This window comes from Paraburkholderia nemoris (assembly GCF_905221015.1).
Lineage (GTDB): Bacteria > Pseudomonadota > Gammaproteobacteria > Burkholderiales > Burkholderiaceae > Paraburkholderia > Paraburkholderia nemoris.
Genome location: NZ_CAJNBO010000022.1, coordinates 141243 through 156751 on the forward strand (window position 1 = coordinate 141243; position 15509 = coordinate 156751).

At 60.4% G+C, this 15509-nt stretch carries 14 protein-coding genes and 3 pseudogenes; 8 read left to right on the forward strand and 9 right to left on the reverse strand.

What is annotated here, in order from left to right; translation table 11 throughout:
- Nucleotides 1-76: 76 nt before the first annotated feature.
- From KHO33_RS29620 to KHO33_RS29630, 3 genes and pseudogenes are all read right to left on the reverse strand, one after another.
- The gene (locus tag KHO33_RS29620) at nucleotides 77-1867 is read right to left on the reverse strand and encodes a chloride channel protein (RefSeq protein WP_200567223.1); all 1791 of its coding nucleotides are present in this window, start codon (nucleotides 1865-1867) and stop codon (nucleotides 77-79) included.
- 6 nt (nucleotides 1868-1873) lie between these two features.
- Entirely contained in the window at nucleotides 1874-2287 is a 414-nt protein-coding gene (locus KHO33_RS29625; protein ID WP_200567224.1) for a MarR family winged helix-turn-helix transcriptional regulator, read from the reverse strand.
- A gap of 90 nt (nucleotides 2288-2377) precedes the next feature.
- A pseudogene (locus tag KHO33_RS29630) lies at nucleotides 2378-3539 on the reverse strand (HPP family protein).
- A gap of 524 nt (nucleotides 3540-4063) precedes the next feature.
- Here KHO33_RS29630 and KHO33_RS29635 point away from each other — a divergent pair.
- The 4 genes and pseudogenes from KHO33_RS29635 to KHO33_RS29650 all read left to right on the forward strand — a co-directional run bounded on the left by KHO33_RS29635 (nucleotide 4064) and on the right by KHO33_RS29650 (nucleotide 7501).
- Nucleotides 4064-4381: a DUF1840 domain-containing protein gene (locus KHO33_RS29635; RefSeq protein WP_200567225.1), complete on the forward strand. Its 318-nt coding sequence runs from the start codon at nucleotides 4064-4066 to the stop codon at nucleotides 4379-4381.
- A gap of 64 nt (nucleotides 4382-4445) precedes the next feature.
- The gene (locus KHO33_RS29640) at nucleotides 4446-4835 is read left to right on the forward strand and encodes a hypothetical protein (protein ID WP_200567226.1); all 390 of its coding nucleotides are present in this window, start codon (nucleotides 4446-4448) and stop codon (nucleotides 4833-4835) included.
- Nucleotides 4836-5031: 196 nt separating this feature from the next.
- Nucleotides 5032-6082 (forward strand): annotated as a pseudogene (locus tag KHO33_RS29645) (IS630 family transposase).
- A gap of 72 nt (nucleotides 6083-6154) precedes the next feature.
- Nucleotides 6155-7501 (forward strand): IS4 family transposase, encoded by a 1347-nt coding sequence (locus KHO33_RS29650; protein WP_200567227.1) that lies wholly within the window; start codon nucleotides 6155-6157, stop codon nucleotides 7499-7501.
- A gap of 95 nt (nucleotides 7502-7596) precedes the next feature.
- On the opposite strand, the gene KHO33_RS29655 is transcribed toward KHO33_RS29650, so the two are convergent.
- From KHO33_RS29655 to KHO33_RS29665, 3 genes are all read right to left on the reverse strand, one after another.
- A complete protein-coding gene (locus KHO33_RS29655; protein WP_200567228.1) occupies nucleotides 7597-7758 on the reverse strand; it encodes a hypothetical protein in 162 nt (53 codons plus the stop codon).
- Between the two features lie 71 nt (nucleotides 7759-7829).
- A complete protein-coding gene (locus KHO33_RS29660) occupies nucleotides 7830-8264 on the reverse strand; it encodes a universal stress protein (protein ID WP_200567229.1) in 435 nt (144 codons plus the stop codon).
- Between the two features lie 70 nt (nucleotides 8265-8334).
- Nucleotides 8335-8520, reverse strand: a complete 186-nt coding sequence (locus KHO33_RS29665) for a hypothetical protein (protein WP_200567230.1) — start codon at nucleotides 8518-8520, stop codon at nucleotides 8335-8337.
- A gap of 499 nt (nucleotides 8521-9019) precedes the next feature.
- On the opposite strand from KHO33_RS29665, the gene KHO33_RS29670 reads away from it, so the two are divergent.
- The 3 genes from KHO33_RS29670 (at nucleotide 9020) to acs (ending at nucleotide 12827) form a co-directional block, all read left to right on the forward strand.
- A complete protein-coding gene (locus KHO33_RS29670) occupies nucleotides 9020-9160 on the forward strand; it encodes a hypothetical protein (protein ID WP_200567231.1) in 141 nt (46 codons plus the stop codon).
- A 1059-nt stretch (nucleotides 9161-10219) separates the two neighbouring features.
- Complete coding sequence (locus tag KHO33_RS29675; RefSeq protein ID WP_200567232.1) at nucleotides 10220-10801, forward strand: acetate uptake transporter; 582 nt, start codon at nucleotides 10220-10222, stop codon at nucleotides 10799-10801.
- Nucleotides 10802-10886: 85 nt separating this feature from the next.
- Entirely contained in the window at nucleotides 10887-12827 is a 1941-nt protein-coding gene (acs, locus tag KHO33_RS29680; RefSeq protein WP_200567250.1) for an acetate--CoA ligase, read from the forward strand.
- Between the two features lie 183 nt (nucleotides 12828-13010).
- Here the strand turns inward: acs and KHO33_RS43020 are convergent.
- The 3 genes and pseudogenes from KHO33_RS43020 to KHO33_RS29695 form a co-directional block, all read right to left on the reverse strand.
- Nucleotides 13011-13169, reverse strand: a pseudogene (locus KHO33_RS43020) (hypothetical protein); the annotation flags it as partial.
- 17 nt (nucleotides 13170-13186) lie between these two features.
- On the reverse strand, nucleotides 13187-13879 hold the full coding sequence (locus KHO33_RS42660) for an SLAC1 family transporter (RefSeq protein ID WP_267915698.1): 693 nt from the start codon (nucleotides 13877-13879) through the stop codon (nucleotides 13187-13189).
- A gap of 35 nt (nucleotides 13880-13914) precedes the next feature.
- Nucleotides 13915-14226 (reverse strand): high-potential iron-sulfur protein, encoded by a 312-nt coding sequence (locus KHO33_RS29695; RefSeq protein ID WP_200567234.1) that lies wholly within the window; start codon nucleotides 14224-14226, stop codon nucleotides 13915-13917.
- 588 nt (nucleotides 14227-14814) lie between these two features.
- Between KHO33_RS29695 and KHO33_RS42270 the strand changes: the two genes are divergently transcribed.
- Entirely contained in the window at nucleotides 14815-15225 is a 411-nt protein-coding gene (locus KHO33_RS42270) for a hypothetical protein (RefSeq protein WP_234480775.1), read from the forward strand.
- The last annotated feature ends 284 nt before the right edge of the window (nucleotides 15226-15509 follow it).

The window sequence follows — 15509 nt, forward strand, 5'->3', positions numbered from 1 at the left end:
GGGGCGTGCCCCCGAAGGGGCACGGAAAACGCGCGAATCTGCTGCGGCCACTGACTAGCCGCTGACTGACCCTGACTTACGGAACCGGCGGGAAGTGCCGCTTGCCGGTGTTGACCCGCAAGCGCCGGAAGCGTTCTTTCTTGTGCTCTTCGTCGAAGTGGGCAAGAGACGGCTTGACCAGATCGCTGCGCGATACGATGCCGACCAGTTGCAACGTTTCGGCATCGGCAACTACGGGCAACCGTTCGAGTCCATGCACCGCCAGCCGCGTCGCGACGAGCCGGCAGGTTTCACTGGGCAATGCAAAAGCAGGGGAGCGGTGGCGCAATACGTCGTGGAGGCGCGAGTCGAGAGTAAGCCCTGTCTCGTCCGCACGAACTTTTTCCAGCACCGCGCGATCGACGACACCCGCCAGCGCGCCCCGACGCACGACCGGATAGGCGCGATGTGTCTGCGTCGTGCCGAAGTAGGTAGCCAGCGCTTCGCCCACGGACAAGTCGCCGTCGATTGTCTCGACCGTACGCGACATCACCTCATCGACGTGGTGGCGCTCGAGCGGATCGACCCCGTATTCCCGGTAAATGTGATAACCGCGCCGGGCAATCTTCTCGGTCATGATGGAACGCTTCATCACGACCGTTGCAAACCCGTGCGCAATCAGCGTTGCGGCGAGCAGCGGCAGCAAGGCATTGCTGTCGTGCGTCAGGCCGAAGGCGAACACGATGGCAGTCAACGGCGCACCTAACGTGGCGCCGAGCGTGGCCGCCATGCAGACGAGCGGCCACAGGGCGGGTTCGCCACCCGGCAGCACGTGGCCGAACACGACACCAAGCCCCGCACCGAGCATGAGCAACGGCGCAAGGACGCCGCCTGAGGTGCCCGAGCCCAGTGCCACGACCCAGATGACCGCCTTCACGATCAGGATCGCCAGCGCGATCTGGATGGCAATGTGCTGGTGCAACAGGTCGCCGATCACGTCGTAGCCGACACCCAGCGCGCGAGGTTCGATGAAGCCGCCGATGCCGACGACGAGGCCGCCGATCGCGGGCCACCACATCCAGTGCATGGTCAGCTTGCCGAACAGGTCTTCGGTCTTGTAGAGCGCGGCCGACAGACCCGATGCGAGCGCGCCGGACATCAGCCCCGCGATGACGCAGGACACCAGCGACAGCGCGCCAGGAGGCGCGGTCTCAAGCGGAAACAGCGGCCCCGTACCGAAGAATGCCGCGCGCGCGAACCCCGCGACTGCGCACGCAAGGGCAACCGGCAGAAAACTGCGTGGGCGCCATTCGAACAGCAGCAGTTCGACCGCCAGCAATACGGCAGCCACCGGCGTACCGAAGACCGCGGTCATACCCGCCGCCGCGCCGGCAACCAGCAGTGTCTTGCGTTCTGCTGAGGTGACCTTCACGCATTGCGCGATCAGCGACCCCAGTGCGCCGCCTGTCATGATGATCGGGCCTTCCGCGCCGAACGGCCCGCCACTGCCGATCACAATGCCGGACGACAGGGGCTTGAGAATCGCCACTTTCGGCGACATGCGGCTCTTGCCGAACAGAATCGCTTCAATCGCTTCGGGAATGCCATGCCCGCGAATCTTCTCGGAACCGTAACGGGCCATCAGACCGACGATGAGGCCGCCGATCACAGGGATGATCACCACCCAGATCCCCAGCGTGTTGAGGGCCGGTGAGCGGTCCGCAAACGAAAATTGCTGGAAGAAAAACAGATTGGTGAACAGGTGAATCAGGTTTAGCAGCACGAACGCCGCGAGCGTGCTGAGGGCGCCGATTCCCGCAGCGAGTGCGGAAATACCGGGAAGCCGTGTGTTGGTGGAAAAATCGCGCTTATGGGTATCAAGACTCATGGGGACTCAAAAATCAATCTGGGGGACGTTAAACGTGCCTTTCTGCGACTTCAGTTCGACATGGTGCATCTCGGCGAGACGGGCAAGCACCTGCTCGCCAGCGTTCAACAGATGAACCTCGACCTGGCGGCGGTCGGTCTCACTGACCTTTCTGCGGACCAGGTCCAGCGCCTCGCAGCGGGACACGAGCGCGACCACGCCGTGATGCTGCGCCTGCAGTCGTTCCGCAAGCTCGCCGACGGTCGCCCAGTCGCGCTCCGGATAACCCTTGATATGCAGAAGCAGCAGATACTGCAGAGGTGTAATGCCTTCGCCCTGGGCGGCCTGCTCGGAAAAACGCTCGAAGCGACGCATCTGGTAGCGAAACTCGGACAGCTGCGCGAAGTCCGTCTTGGTCAAGCCGCGCGCGAGTGTTTTCATCGCAGTGCCGTGGAGAAATAGCTAATGCGCACATTATATCATAGCGTGATATTAATTGCCTATGTTCAACACCGTGACGGGTAACAGTGACTATGCCGCGTGTTGCTGCTGGGCGTAAGGCTGGCGATGCAGCCCTGCGATGGGGTCGGCCTGCGTGATCATTCCGGCAAGCCGCCGATTCGCGTCCAGAACCGGGATATGGTGGTGCCCGTAGTTCGCGAACACCGGAACCAGTTCGACGATCGGCGTCGTCGCGTCGACCGTATGAACGTCGACGTTCATCAGGGCGCCGACCAGCGGCGCGGGGGTGATGCTGCGCCGAAACCAGTGTTGTACGGGAGACGACAGACCGGACACTTTGCTGAACGCCCGTTTGTCGACAAGGTCGGCGCGGGTCACGATGCCGGTCACGTGCTGCTTCTCGTCAGTGACTGGGAGTGTCTTGATACGGCGCTGTTTCAGCAGGCTCCATGCGGCGGAAGCTCGTGTGACGGCCGACACGGCGACGAGCGAGCGCGACATGATGTCCGCGCAGGTCAGTTCATAGAAGGTGCGGGCGTAGGCCTGCAACTGAATATCGCGCAGCAGGGATTCCAGATCATCCGTGTCGATATCGAGCAGTTTCCCGCGCCGGTTCAGTACCGACTCGAGGTCCGCGCGCGTGAAACCTTCGTTCGACGTCGCTGCCGATGCTGCCCTGCCTTTACCCGAACTCTGGGCGACGCGCGGGTATCGATGCCCCGTAGCGGCGTGATAAGCGATGGCCGCGCACTAGCGCCGCTGACTGGATCGCAATCGGTTCGCCACGAAGCGGTTGCCCAAGGCATGCACGGCCGGATCGCCACGGACCGCGGTCAGGGCGAGCGCGCCCGACGGGGGGTGAACACACCGCAGCGCAAACATCGCACAGATCGCCAGCGCGACGGCAAGGGCGGCGGCGCCCACCGGATCGGCGATCCAACTTGCACAGGCCACGTCGACTACTGCAGAAACGAGATTGCCGCCGTTGATGGACCATGCCTGCGCAAGCGGACTGGCAGGGACCCCGAACAGCTGCACGGCCGAAGCACACATTGGCGCAACCAGGAGCGGAATGTTTGCCGCCGGTCCGAGAAGAACGTGCATTGTCACCGCCGGTGAACGCAATCCCAGGCAATGCGCCGAGACACGATCTGAAGCGTTCCGGCCACCGGACGGCAATGGGATGGGGGGCAAAGCTGGAAAACCAGCGAATAAGAGTGTAGCGGGACAAGGTTCGAGTAGGAAAGCGGGAGGTATCACCTGGGACGGCATGACGCCTTAAGGCCAAATCCTCACGAAGCGACAGAACGTGTCGTCATGATTATATTTCATTGTGATATAAAAGTCCGTTGCGAGTCGCCGTCATCCGACAGAACCGCACTGATCACGGCGTCAGACTAATTCTGCGTCTGGTGCAGAAAAGGCTCCATTGAGGGTATCTTCAGCTTGAATAGATCACAATGTGATATAAAATGAAGGCAGGCCTTCTCGTGACTGGTTCTTGAGCAGGAGCAGTCCGGGTGAAACTACAAGGATGATTTGCCCGGATGGCACGCGCCCATGGGGATGCCGTGCTTCTCCGACGTGCAAAGCCGGTCATCGTGGAGGCCCCGGCTGCCGTCACAGGAGACGATCACCAGCTGCCCGGGTCGTGCTGCGTCACAGTGCGAAAGACGCGTTGCATTAGTCCTCCGGGGTGAGTCCGAATGGCTTTCCGGTGCGATCGTGCAATACAGATCGAAACAAGGAGCCATTATGCTGATCACGTTTCAATCGCCCGCTACTCCCGATGTCGTGATGCTCAGGGATCTCGCCCAGTATCTGCTGGGTCTCGTGGGCAAGCGGCTCGATACGCGTGGGGTTATCCTCCACGACGAGCTGCCTCGTGCAATCAGCCGTCTCGAAGCAGCGATTTCGGACGATGAAAAAGCGGAGATTGCCCTCGAATCACTGCAGTATTCCCGCGAACGCCGTCAGGAATCCAGCAGTGGGCTGTCGCAGCGGGCCTGGCCATTTCTCGACATGCTGCGTGAAGCCAGCAAACATAATGCCGACATCATCTGGGGGCTGTAGGTGCCGTGTCGCAGCGCGAGTTCATGCCGGTTGCGCGCCGCACCGCCTGCTGAAGGACGCCGTGATGAAACGATGGATTGCGCGGCGGCTGTTTGCGGCGGCTCTCGCTACGTGCGGCATCTGCGCGTCGGCGTGGGCAGGCGCGCATCCCCGCGCCCAATCACAATATGATGGCTTGAGGTCGTACGAAAACCGGCATGGCGGCGAGCCAGTCGGAACGTGGGGCGCTACGCCGGCCAACGAAATGGCTACGCCTTATTTCGCTGATATTCCGATGACGGTTGTCGGCACGTACGGCCGTACGACGCTCGATATGCTATCGAGCGGACCGTTCATGTTGGTGAAGTGGCCAGATGGCTGCTGTCCGGAAAGTAAACGATGGCGCACGGACGATACGCGTCAAAGCCATGGTGGCGACAACCAGCATGTGATCTTTCTCTGGCCCGCACTGTAGACGATCCGTCGGCGGGACGAACAATCCGAATGATGCATTACCGAGCCACCGACACTTGTCGCATCGGTGGCCAGGACCTCGGAAAGCGCTGGGGAACTTGCCGCAGCCGGGCCGATGCCGCCACTAGTGTGGTGCGTCACAAATAACGCAAATTAACCGCGATTTGTGAGTCTCCATGTACATGGAGGGACAACTCATGAGAATCGCCGCGAAAGTTGAGCTGAGCGAAGCACAGAGCAAACAGTTGGAGACGTGGGCTACCGGCCGGACGATTCCGGTTCGACTGGCCGAGCGCGCCAAGATGATTTTGCTCGCAGCGCAAGGCAAGACGGACAAAGAAATCGGTGCGGACCTTGGTATCTGGCGAGGCACGCTGGCGCGGTCGCTTTTTAGCTGATGGTGTGACGGGGATCGAGCGCGATGAGACCCGACGCGGTCGCAAGCCGAAGATCTCCGCGCGCAAGGTCAAGAGCATCGTGGCACTGACGACGCAGCAGCGGCCAGATAACGCGACGCACTGGAGTACGCGCAGCATGGCAGCAGTGGCTGGCGTCAGTGAAGCGAGCGTGCGGCGCATCTGGCAGGCGCACGGGCTCAAGCCGCATCGGGTCGCGAGCTTCAAGGTGTCGAACGACAAGCGCTTCACGGAGAAGCTGGAAGACATCGTCGGGCTGTATCTCGATCCCCCGGAGCACGCCCTGGTCTTCTGTTGCGACGAGAAGTCCCAGATCCAGGCGTTGGATCGGACGCAGCCGGGTTTGCCACTGAAGCGAAGTCGCGCTCAAACGATGGCCCACGACTACAAGCGTCATGGTGTGACGACGTTGTTTGTCGCGATGAACACGCTCGATGGGAGTGTCATTGGCCAGTGCCAAACGCAACATCGTCACCAGGAATGGCTGAGCTTCTTGCGCAGGATCGATCGCAACACGCCCAGGAACAAGGAGCCGCATTTGGCCGCTGACAACTATGCAACCCACAAGCACCCCGAGGTGAAAGCACGGCTGGCCAAGCACCCGCGATTTCACATGCATTTCACACCGACCAGTGCATCCTGGCTCAACATGGTCGAGCGCTTCATTCGCGACCTGTCAGAGACCCAGTTGCGGCGCGCGGCCTTCCGCTCGGTCTCCGATTTGGTGAGCACGATCGAGCAGTACATCGTGAAGCACAATCGTGATCCGAAACCATTCATCTGGACCGCTAAGGCCATCTCCTTATACACAAATCGACGTGACTGGAAATGATGTTGGATAGCAAATCAGCCAGGAGGGGGTTGTTAACAATGCGGATTTCGCGTTTACTCTCGGATTTTCGGCATGAAGATTCGAGACGACGCGGGAGCATGGGTGGACGAGGAATTTGAGACGCTGGATTTGGGTGATCCACGGCGAGACCGACGCGCGAAGGAACTGGTCAAGCGGTTCGCCAGTCGACCCACGGCCAGCATTCCGGGCGCGTGCGAAGGCTGGGCCGAGACGATGGCGGCATATCGCTTTCTGGGCAATGAGCGCATCGACTGGCGCGACATGATGCAACCGCATTGGGACCGTACCACGACGCGCATGGGGCAGTTGCCGGTGGTGCTTTGCATTGCCGATACGACAGAGCTGAACTTTAACGGCCAGGACATCGATGGGGCCGGCCCGCTCAGTTTTGAAGCGCAGGTGGGCATGTATCTTCACGCGACCTATGCGGTGACACCGGATCGGGAGCCGCTGGGTGTGATGAACGCATGGATGTGGGCGCGCGAGCCACGCGATGCAAACGGCAGGCGTGGCGGTGTCAGGGAAAGTGTGCGGTGGATCGAAAGCTATGAGATCGTGGCCGAACAGGCACGGGCCCTGCCTGACACGCGACTGGTGTATGTGGCCGATCGTGAGGGCGACATCGCCGCGCTCATGCAGCGTGCGCAGGAACTGGGTGAACCGGCGGACTGGCTGATGCGCTCGCAGCACAATCGTGCCCTGAAGGGCGAAGCGAGTTTGTGGGAGACGGTGCACGCCAGTGAGGTGGTCGGCCACATCAGCTTCGTGCTGCCCGGACGCAGCGGCCAGAAGGCGCGTGAAGTGAGGCAGGAACTGCGTAGCCAGCGCATCACGCTGCCCGGGCGTGCCGGTGTCACGCTCACCTGCGTCGAGGCATATGAAGTGGATGCGCCAGCGGGTGTGAAGCCCGTCATCTGGCGTCTTGTGACCAACCGCGAAGCGGGCGATGCGCATGCGCTCATCGAACTCGTTGACTGGTACCGCGCGAGGTGGGAAATAGAAATGTTCTTCAACGTCCTGAAGAACGCCTGCCGGGTTGAGGCGTTGCAACTCTCGCAGATGGAGCGCGTGGAGAAGGCGCTCGCGCTGTACATGGTCGTATCGTGGCGTATCGCACGGCTCATGCGTGTCGGCAGAACCTGTCCGGAGATGGACGCGTCGTTGTTCTTCGCGGCTGACGAGATACACGGCGCTCACGTGCTCTGTAAGAAGGCGCGTCCGAAAAAACCACCGACGCTCAACCAGGTGATACGGATGATCGCGTCACTGGGCGGATTCCTCGGGCGCAAGAGCGACGGCGAACCAGGCGCGAAGACGCTGTGGATTGGCATGCAGCGAGTCATGGACGCTGTGATCACCATTCAGATTTTACGCGACGGCTACGACACTTCTGTATAACGAAATGCGCTAAGGCTTCCGACATCCTGGCAAAGGTCACACGCGCCCGGGCCAAGCTGAATAAGATGCAATCCGTTTGACGCAGACCACTAGCGTCAACGTCCGTGACGCGTGCGGTTCCACCAGTGCCTGCCGGTTGCATGCCGGAGAATCCGTTCACGAGGATCGGGCCGGGTATCCTGGGCGACGACGAAAAGAATCACCATCACGAGCACTGCGGCCGCAACAGCAATCTGTACCAGAAGATCCATTATCATCTTCGCCTCCGTCATGGTTGCACGTTCAACAAAGCGGTCCTGGCCGCCCCGATTCGAATTCACGCAGGCCGTCAGGCGGCCACCTTGAACAGGACGCCGCAGGATACCCGGTCGAGCAGCAATGCGTGATTCTCTCCGCTCCACCAGCGCGCAAAAAAACCGTGTGGGTGATGTCCGATGACGATCAGGTCGACCTTCAATGATTCCGCGAGGCGGGAAATCTGGTCAATCGCATTTCCGACCGAATAATGTCCCGTTGCAGTCACACCCCATGCCCGCAACCAGTCGATACCCTCGCGCAGGGTCTCTTGTGCCGCCTGCTCATCGACCTCGAATTTCATCGACGACAAAACGTCGAACCCGCTTGACCAGTATGTGTAGTCGAAAATGGAGAGTAGATGGGTTTCAGCTTGCAACTGCTGCGCAAGGGCCGCACCGAAGCGCAGCGCGAGCCGCCCTTCGGATGTGGCGTCGTAGCAGAGAAGGATCCGGTTGAATGGGGCCATGGTGGATTCCTTTGCCAACTTTCGCGGTGTCGTCCATTCGAACGATCGAATCGGTTCGCCGCGAAACCGTTCAGGTGAACATCGGCACGGCCTCGATCAGCACGAAGCCCAGTAGCGCGCCCACTACTGCACCCAGCAGCTTGGGATGCCAGCGTTGCAACTGCAGCGTGCTGAGCAGGTCGCCAACCAGGATCGTGCCGAGCAGCGCAAATGCAATCAGCAGGTAGCTGATCTCAAAGTCGTTATTGATGATCATTGCGCCTCCTTTATGTAGCAGTGAGACTGCGTCATCCAAGCCCTGAATGAAGCTTTTTGCCGGCAAACCGTGGCCGCTTTCGCGGGTTCAGGTTCCCTGGCGCCAGTTGCATTTTCAATGCACGCCGGATTCTGATGCGGGCTTTTGATTTAATTATATATCACGCTGTGACATATGTGGTCATCTGACCCGCTATCCGCGAGGTCATCGAGGTTGCTGTTGGTAAACGCGCCGTGAAATGAGGATGAAGGGGCTCGCTTAACCCGCTCCGTTTCTTGCAGCAAAACCGGTCAGCGGCCCTCTTGACGACCCTGACAGATCGGCCGAACATCAAAACGTCAGATATTTCGGGGTCCGGTAATGACCTCGATCGCGGCTCTGATTCAGGGACGCGAAGTAGTCGATGCCCGTGAAGCCGCAGTCGCGTGATTTTTCCCGCATTGCAGTGCAGGCCCCGTGATCGTCGCAGGCCGATCAGCAGAGCCGAGGGAGGAAAGCCATGACTGACGTCGACGAAAAAATCAGGCATCCCCAACCGGTGAAGCACAGCGATAACGAGAAAAGCAAGATGCCGCGACGTGACAGCGCGCGAGACAGGCCAATCAAGACGGCTGGCGAAGGCGAACCGCCTGTCGAGTGATACGTCGGGGCGCGGCATGCCGACGCGCAACGCAGGGGCTTATCGTCCTCGGAGCATTGGACTGGCTCCTCGCACGCCACGTCACGATGCGCGCGGGCATTTGCGTGCACGAAGGGTGCGCGATGCAAAGCGCGAAGGTACACGGCTGAAGCGGCATACATGAGCGAATCGCACAGGCTTTGTCGAGCGTTGAAGAATGTGCATGGGTCGTCCTCGATTGTGTCGACTGACACGCAAACAGCCGGATCAACCCTCTCCCCGATCGCGTTGCCAACCAGTATCACTGCTGGGCTGCCGAGGCCAGCAGTCGCTACAGCGACAGCAAGCCGGTCGAGCCGGCTGAGCAGTCGCCGCCAGCCGTCGCGGCGCCGAAGGGCTGGCACGGGTATCGGCCGCGAGATCAGTTCCGGAAGTAGTGCCGCAGATCGATCATCGTGTAGGCGAGCGTCTTTAACGCATAGTTTAACTTACTGATTCGCTCGAAACGAAGCAGCAGGCGCCAGAACCTGTCTTCCCAGGCAAAGACGCGCTCAATGGTCCGGAAGCGCTCCTCGATGATGGCCGGATCGAAGCGCAGCGTGCGACCACGCTTTGGCGTTTTACGTCCACGCGGGTTTTCGGGGATATTGGATTTCCATGAGGAGATCGGTCGATCTCCTCATACATATCTGTCTGCGCAGTCGCAGTGAATCGTTGCCTTATGCCTCTCGGCCTGGTCAGCAATGCGGCCGCGAGCCAGTCAATCCGGCCAGTGACTCTCGCATGAATAAGCCATGGAAAAGTATATCACAATGTGATGTAGATGGTATAATGAACATGGGATTCTTCACTGTTCCTACGGGAAGAAACGCGAGGCGCAACGGTACCTTGGTTGTGCCTCGCTCGCAGGCGCATTTCCGATGAGTGGCCAGAATCAGCCTGCGGACGAGGACCTCGAAACAGATGTCCGTGTCGTGGCCGCGCGTGCGGTTTGAGTACGTCGGCGACAGGAGTGCTCGTAGCGCCGCCGCAGATGGCTCGACATATGGCAATCGGAAACAATGACCACGGAGGCAAATTATGGGTGGCAAACTTTCCAATCCGGCGCCCCTCGGACTCGCCGGGTTTGCATTCACGACGTGGATGCTCAGCATGGTTAACGCAGGCTGGTTCAATTCCGACGCATTGGGCCTGGTCCTGGCACTGGCGTTCGCTTTCGGCGGCACGGCGCAGATGATCGCGGGTGTGCTCGAATTTCCGCGCGGCAATACGCTCGGGACGGTGGCATTCCTCAGTTATGGCGCGTTCTGGTGGTCCTTCGCCCTGTTTGTCGCGTTCCTGGGTACGAAGGTGCCTGCAGCGTTCGTGGGCTGGTATCTGCTGGTGTGGGGCGTGTTCACGTTTTATATGTGGATCGGCTCCATGCACACCAGTACGTCCGTGCAGCTCGTGTTCCTTGCCCTCTGGATCACCTATCTGCTTCTGGCGATCGGAGAGTGGACGGGGTCCGCTCTCGCCACGCATCTGGGTGGCTATACGGGCCTGATTACAGCCGTGCTGGCGTTCTACGCGTCGGCGGCGATGGTGATCAATGAAAGCTTCGGGCGTACCGTGCTGCCCACACACCCCTACGCAGAACAACCCCATCCACAAGCAGCGTAGCGGTTCGTTCGGCGCCGGCGGGGCCGCGTGCCCAAGGGCGCCTCCTCCGCCGGCATGGCAGCGCAAGGTCCTCAAGGAGGAAGCCATGTCTGAGCATCAAATCTTTCCTGTGCCGGCGGAGTGGGCCAAGCATGCATGGGCCGATAAGGCCCGTTACGAGGCGATGTACCGCCATTCGACAGAAGACCCGGAGGGCTTTTGGGGCGAGCAGGGCAAACGTCTCGACTGGATCAGGCCATATACCCATGTGAAAGACGTTTCATTTGCCAGCGATGACCTGCACATTCGATGGTTCTACGACGGCACGCTGAACGTCTGCAGCAATTGCCTCGATCGCCATCTGCCGACGCGTGGCGATCAGGTGGCCATCATCTGGGAGGGCGACGATCCCGCCGTCAGCCGGACTCTGACCTACCGCGAACTGCACGCGGAGGTCTGTAAATTCTCCAATGTGCTGAAATCGCATGGCGTCAAGCGGGGCGACCGTGTGACCATCTACATGCCGATGATCCCCGAGGCGGCCGTTGCGATGCTCGCGTGCGCGCGCATCGGCGCCATGCACTCCGTGGTGTTCGGCGGTTTCTCCCCTGATGCGCTCGCAAACCGCCTCCAGGACTGTGCTTCCACCATTCTCATTACGGCCGACGAAGGCGTGCGAGGCGGTCGAGCGATAGCGATGAAGGAGAATGCCGATGCGGCGATGGAAAAATGCCCCCGGGTCGAAACGTGCATCGTGGTCAAGCGTACAGGCGGCAAGGTCGGATGGCGCGAAGGCCGCGATCATTGGTACGAAGATCTGATGAATCAGAGTTCCTCGGATTGTCCGTCAGAAGAAATGAATGCCGAGGATCCGCTTTATATCCTCTACACCTCGGGCTCCACGGGCAAGCCCAAAGGGGTCGTGCACACCACGGGCGGCTATCTGACGTACGTCGCCCTGACGCACCAGTACGTTTTCGACTATCACGATGGTGACGTCTACTGGTGCACTGCCGACGTTGGCTGGGTGACGGGACACAGCTATATCATCTACGGCCCACTCGCCAATGGCGCGACCACGGTGATGTTCGAAGGAGTACCGAACTATCCGGACAGCTCACGGTTCTGGCAGGTCTGCGACAAGCATCAGGTGCAAATCATCTACACGGCGCCAACCGCGATCCGCGCCCTGATGCGCGACGGAGATGGGCCGGTCAGGAAGACCTCGCGCAAGTCGCTGCGTCTGCTGGGTACGGTAGGTGAGCCGATCAATCCAGCAGCGTGGTTATGGTATTACGAAGTCGTCGGCGACAAGCGCTGCCCTGTGGTCGACACCTGGTGGCAAACGGAAACCGGCGGCATTCTGATCACGGCGCTGCCGGGCGCCATGACGCTCAAACCCGGAGCCGCCACGCGGCCTTTCTTCGGCGTACAGCCCGCGCTCGTCGGCGAGAAGGGTGAGGTGATCGAGGGGGCGGGTGCCGGCAGCCTGTGCATGCTCGACTCCTGGCCCGGACAGATGCGCTATGTGTACGGTGACCCGAATCGCATGCGACAGCAATACTTCAGCCAGTTCGAAGGCAGGTACTACACCGGGGACGGTTGCTATCGCGACGCAGACGGCGACTACTGGATCACCGGACGGATCGACGATGTCGTCAACGTCTCGGGGCATCGGCTCGGCACCGCCGAAGTGGAAAGCGCACTGGTGACGTATCCCGACGTTGCCGAGGCGGCAGTGGTCGGCTACCCCCATGCGCTCAAGGGGCAGGGCATCTACGCCTATGTGACGCTCAAGGTCGGCGTCGAGCCGACGGAGGCGTTGCGCGAGGCGCTGGTGGCAATGGTGCGCAAGGAAATTGGCCCGATCGCGAGCCCCGACTTCATTCAGTGGGCACCTGTCCTGCCGAAGACCCGCTCCGGCAAGATCATGCGCCGCATCCTGCGGAAGATCGCCGACGGGGATTACGACAACCTTGGCGATGTCTCCACGCTGGCAGATCCACGTGTCGTCAAGGAGCTGATCGATCATCGGATAGCGCATTGAAGCGGGGAAAAGCAACGAAGGCCTCGGACACGCAGGACGGCACAATCTACCGTGATGGTCCTGATACGGTCCGTCATTTCCCATTGACCGATCTGAGCGCCGAGCGCAGCAGTCCGATCGAAGCCAGACCCACGTCGCGAAGGCGATCAGAACGGTGATCAGGGCCACGTTGGCGAGAAAGGGACGGTGGGCGGCGTCGGCGTAAGTGTAGGTGGCGGCAGAGTGCATCCCCAGTGGAAAGACGAAGGAACATTCAGCCGCCGTGTAGCGAATCGGATCGCCGACAATGGCGTGCTTCTCGATGAAGAGGGCCGCGAGCAGAGGAATCCAGGGTGTCGCCATGCCCAAGCACGCGGTAGTCAGGACCTGCGGAATGAGTTGGTCGTCGCGAGGACCGCAGTGGACTCGGTGGTGACGACCAACAGCAGCCACGTTCCGTTGAGCCCGGTGTGCAGACCGGGCTTCCTTTGTTCGATGATCATGGCGGCCAGGAACGTATACGCGACGACGAGCCAGAACCCGTCCGCGAGGCCCAGCAGCCACGGCAACGCTTGTGGCAGCACATGATATGTCGAAAGCTGGCTACCGAGCACCGCAGTCGCTGCGACGAGAGTGGGAATGCCCGGCCCGCGGCCGTGCGACGCTATGGGCGCGCACCGCATGCGGATAGCGCAGAAGGCGGCATGGCGTAGCGGCAAGCAGGGCGGGATAGGCCACACGGCATTGATGCCGAGAAGGATCCGCCCAACGATGTCGTAGCTAAGGAGATGCGCCGCGACCGGGACGATGCCCGTCGCCATGATCATGGCGAAGGCCGTTGATGGAAATGCCCACAGCCAGGATTGACCAGGATTGAACGTCGGCGTTCGTTGCGCCGTGACGCCTACTCGCACCTCGACTCTTCGCTGGTATTCGATATGGACCGCAGCCGAGTTGACCTCAGGCCAAACAGGAGAAAAAACTTCCAGACATCGATCGGTCCGCCGCGACGCCTGATGGACATCGACACACGCTGCCGACGGGGGCCGTTCCGCTCGACACCGTTTACTCATGCGATTACATGTGAATGAGCACCCGCGCGCCAGATTCAGGCCTTTTTCACGTAAGCGTTACACCATCCCTTTGCATAAACCAGCTTGCCGCCGTAGGTTGGGCAGGGGCCCGTCGCCGAGCCGGGCTTGCCCTGATACAGCTGGCAATTGGCGCAGGTCTGCCCAGTCTGATACCGGGGAAACTTTGTCTTGTCCACTTTCGCGGCGTCCGTCTTGTAGCCAAGTGCCTGTGCGGTCGGATCGTTTTCGGCAAGCAACGGGGTGTCGGCTCGCGACTCAGTGGAAAGAACTGTCGTCGATGCGACGGATGCGGCAAGTATCATGAAACGTCGGCGCGAGAGTGGCATGGTATGGACTTCTATAGAAAATGGGGCCGACGGATGCAAGGCGTGTCGGCCTTTGTCTGGTCACGTTGACCGGTTCCTGTCGGTCCGCGGAAGAACGGTCAGCAAACACCATACCTACCGATGAGATAGCCGGATTGCTGGCGCTTCGCGTGCCTCGAAATCAGCATGTTTTGCGATTTCGTTGACATCGACTGGAGAACGCTGATGCTTGGGCTATTATATCACAATGCGATACATATATCTGCGCGTGGTGCTGTTGTGAAGCACGCGGATCCGTGCATCTCTCGGCCAGTTGATATGAAAATTTCCGTCAGCCGTGATAGGGTGTTACGTGATCGATCCCGCGAGCATCCCCGTCGAACGCCACCGGCGACATGCCAAGACCGACCGGCTCGATGCGATCAAGCTGGTCACCAATCGGCGCGCATGTCCGATGCGTGATTCCGATTACTTGTGCGGGCCACCCCCGCGCGATCCGCTCGCGCCCGACGGCTGAAAGTCACTGCCGAAACCACTTGAGCCGTGCCCGCCGCCGTGGCCTTCGGCGCGCGCTTCGCTGCGTCCACCGCCTGCCATGGCGCCGCCGTGATGAAAGTCACGATCATGGCCGCGATGAAAATCGAAGTCATGGTCATGGTCATGGTCATGGTCATGGTCGTGGTGGTGATGGTGAAAGTGGTCGATATCGACAAAGCCGAGAAAGCCTCCCTCGTACAAGGGATATCCATAGCCTGGGCCGCAGTAATATTCGGCGCCCGCGGGATTGGTCATCATGTATTCCTGATCACAGGAATTCATCGATGTGTCATAAGGCGCCGCGGCACAGCCGCCCAGCACCGCGGCTGCAAACACGCCTGTCAAAGGCCGCAAAATCATGTGCTGCACGGTAAGACCTCATCTAATGCGGCGGAACGACTCCGCTATAGATTTAGACCGCGGCGAGGCATGCATGTCCGGGGGCTGTGCTGGGGAAATTCGTTACCGCGTGTGACAAAATGAGGTAGCCAATCCCCTCATGACGAACCCGCGGAGAGCGAGCTTACGCCGACCAGGACGCCACTTTGTGGGAAAGCCTCGCTCCATCGGTCGTCATCCACTGCAGCGCGGCATTCCCCGGCGGTCGGTCAAATTCCTCCGGGTATGGTCACTTCAAACTCCCCCACCTGACGACTGTCGGCTGAGCCACTAAAGCCGCCGGGAGAGGTGTTGCAGGACGTCTATCTTCGTCTCCTTCGAACAAGAAGGAGTTCAGGGAGTGAACGTCTTGAAGCCGCACCTGCAAA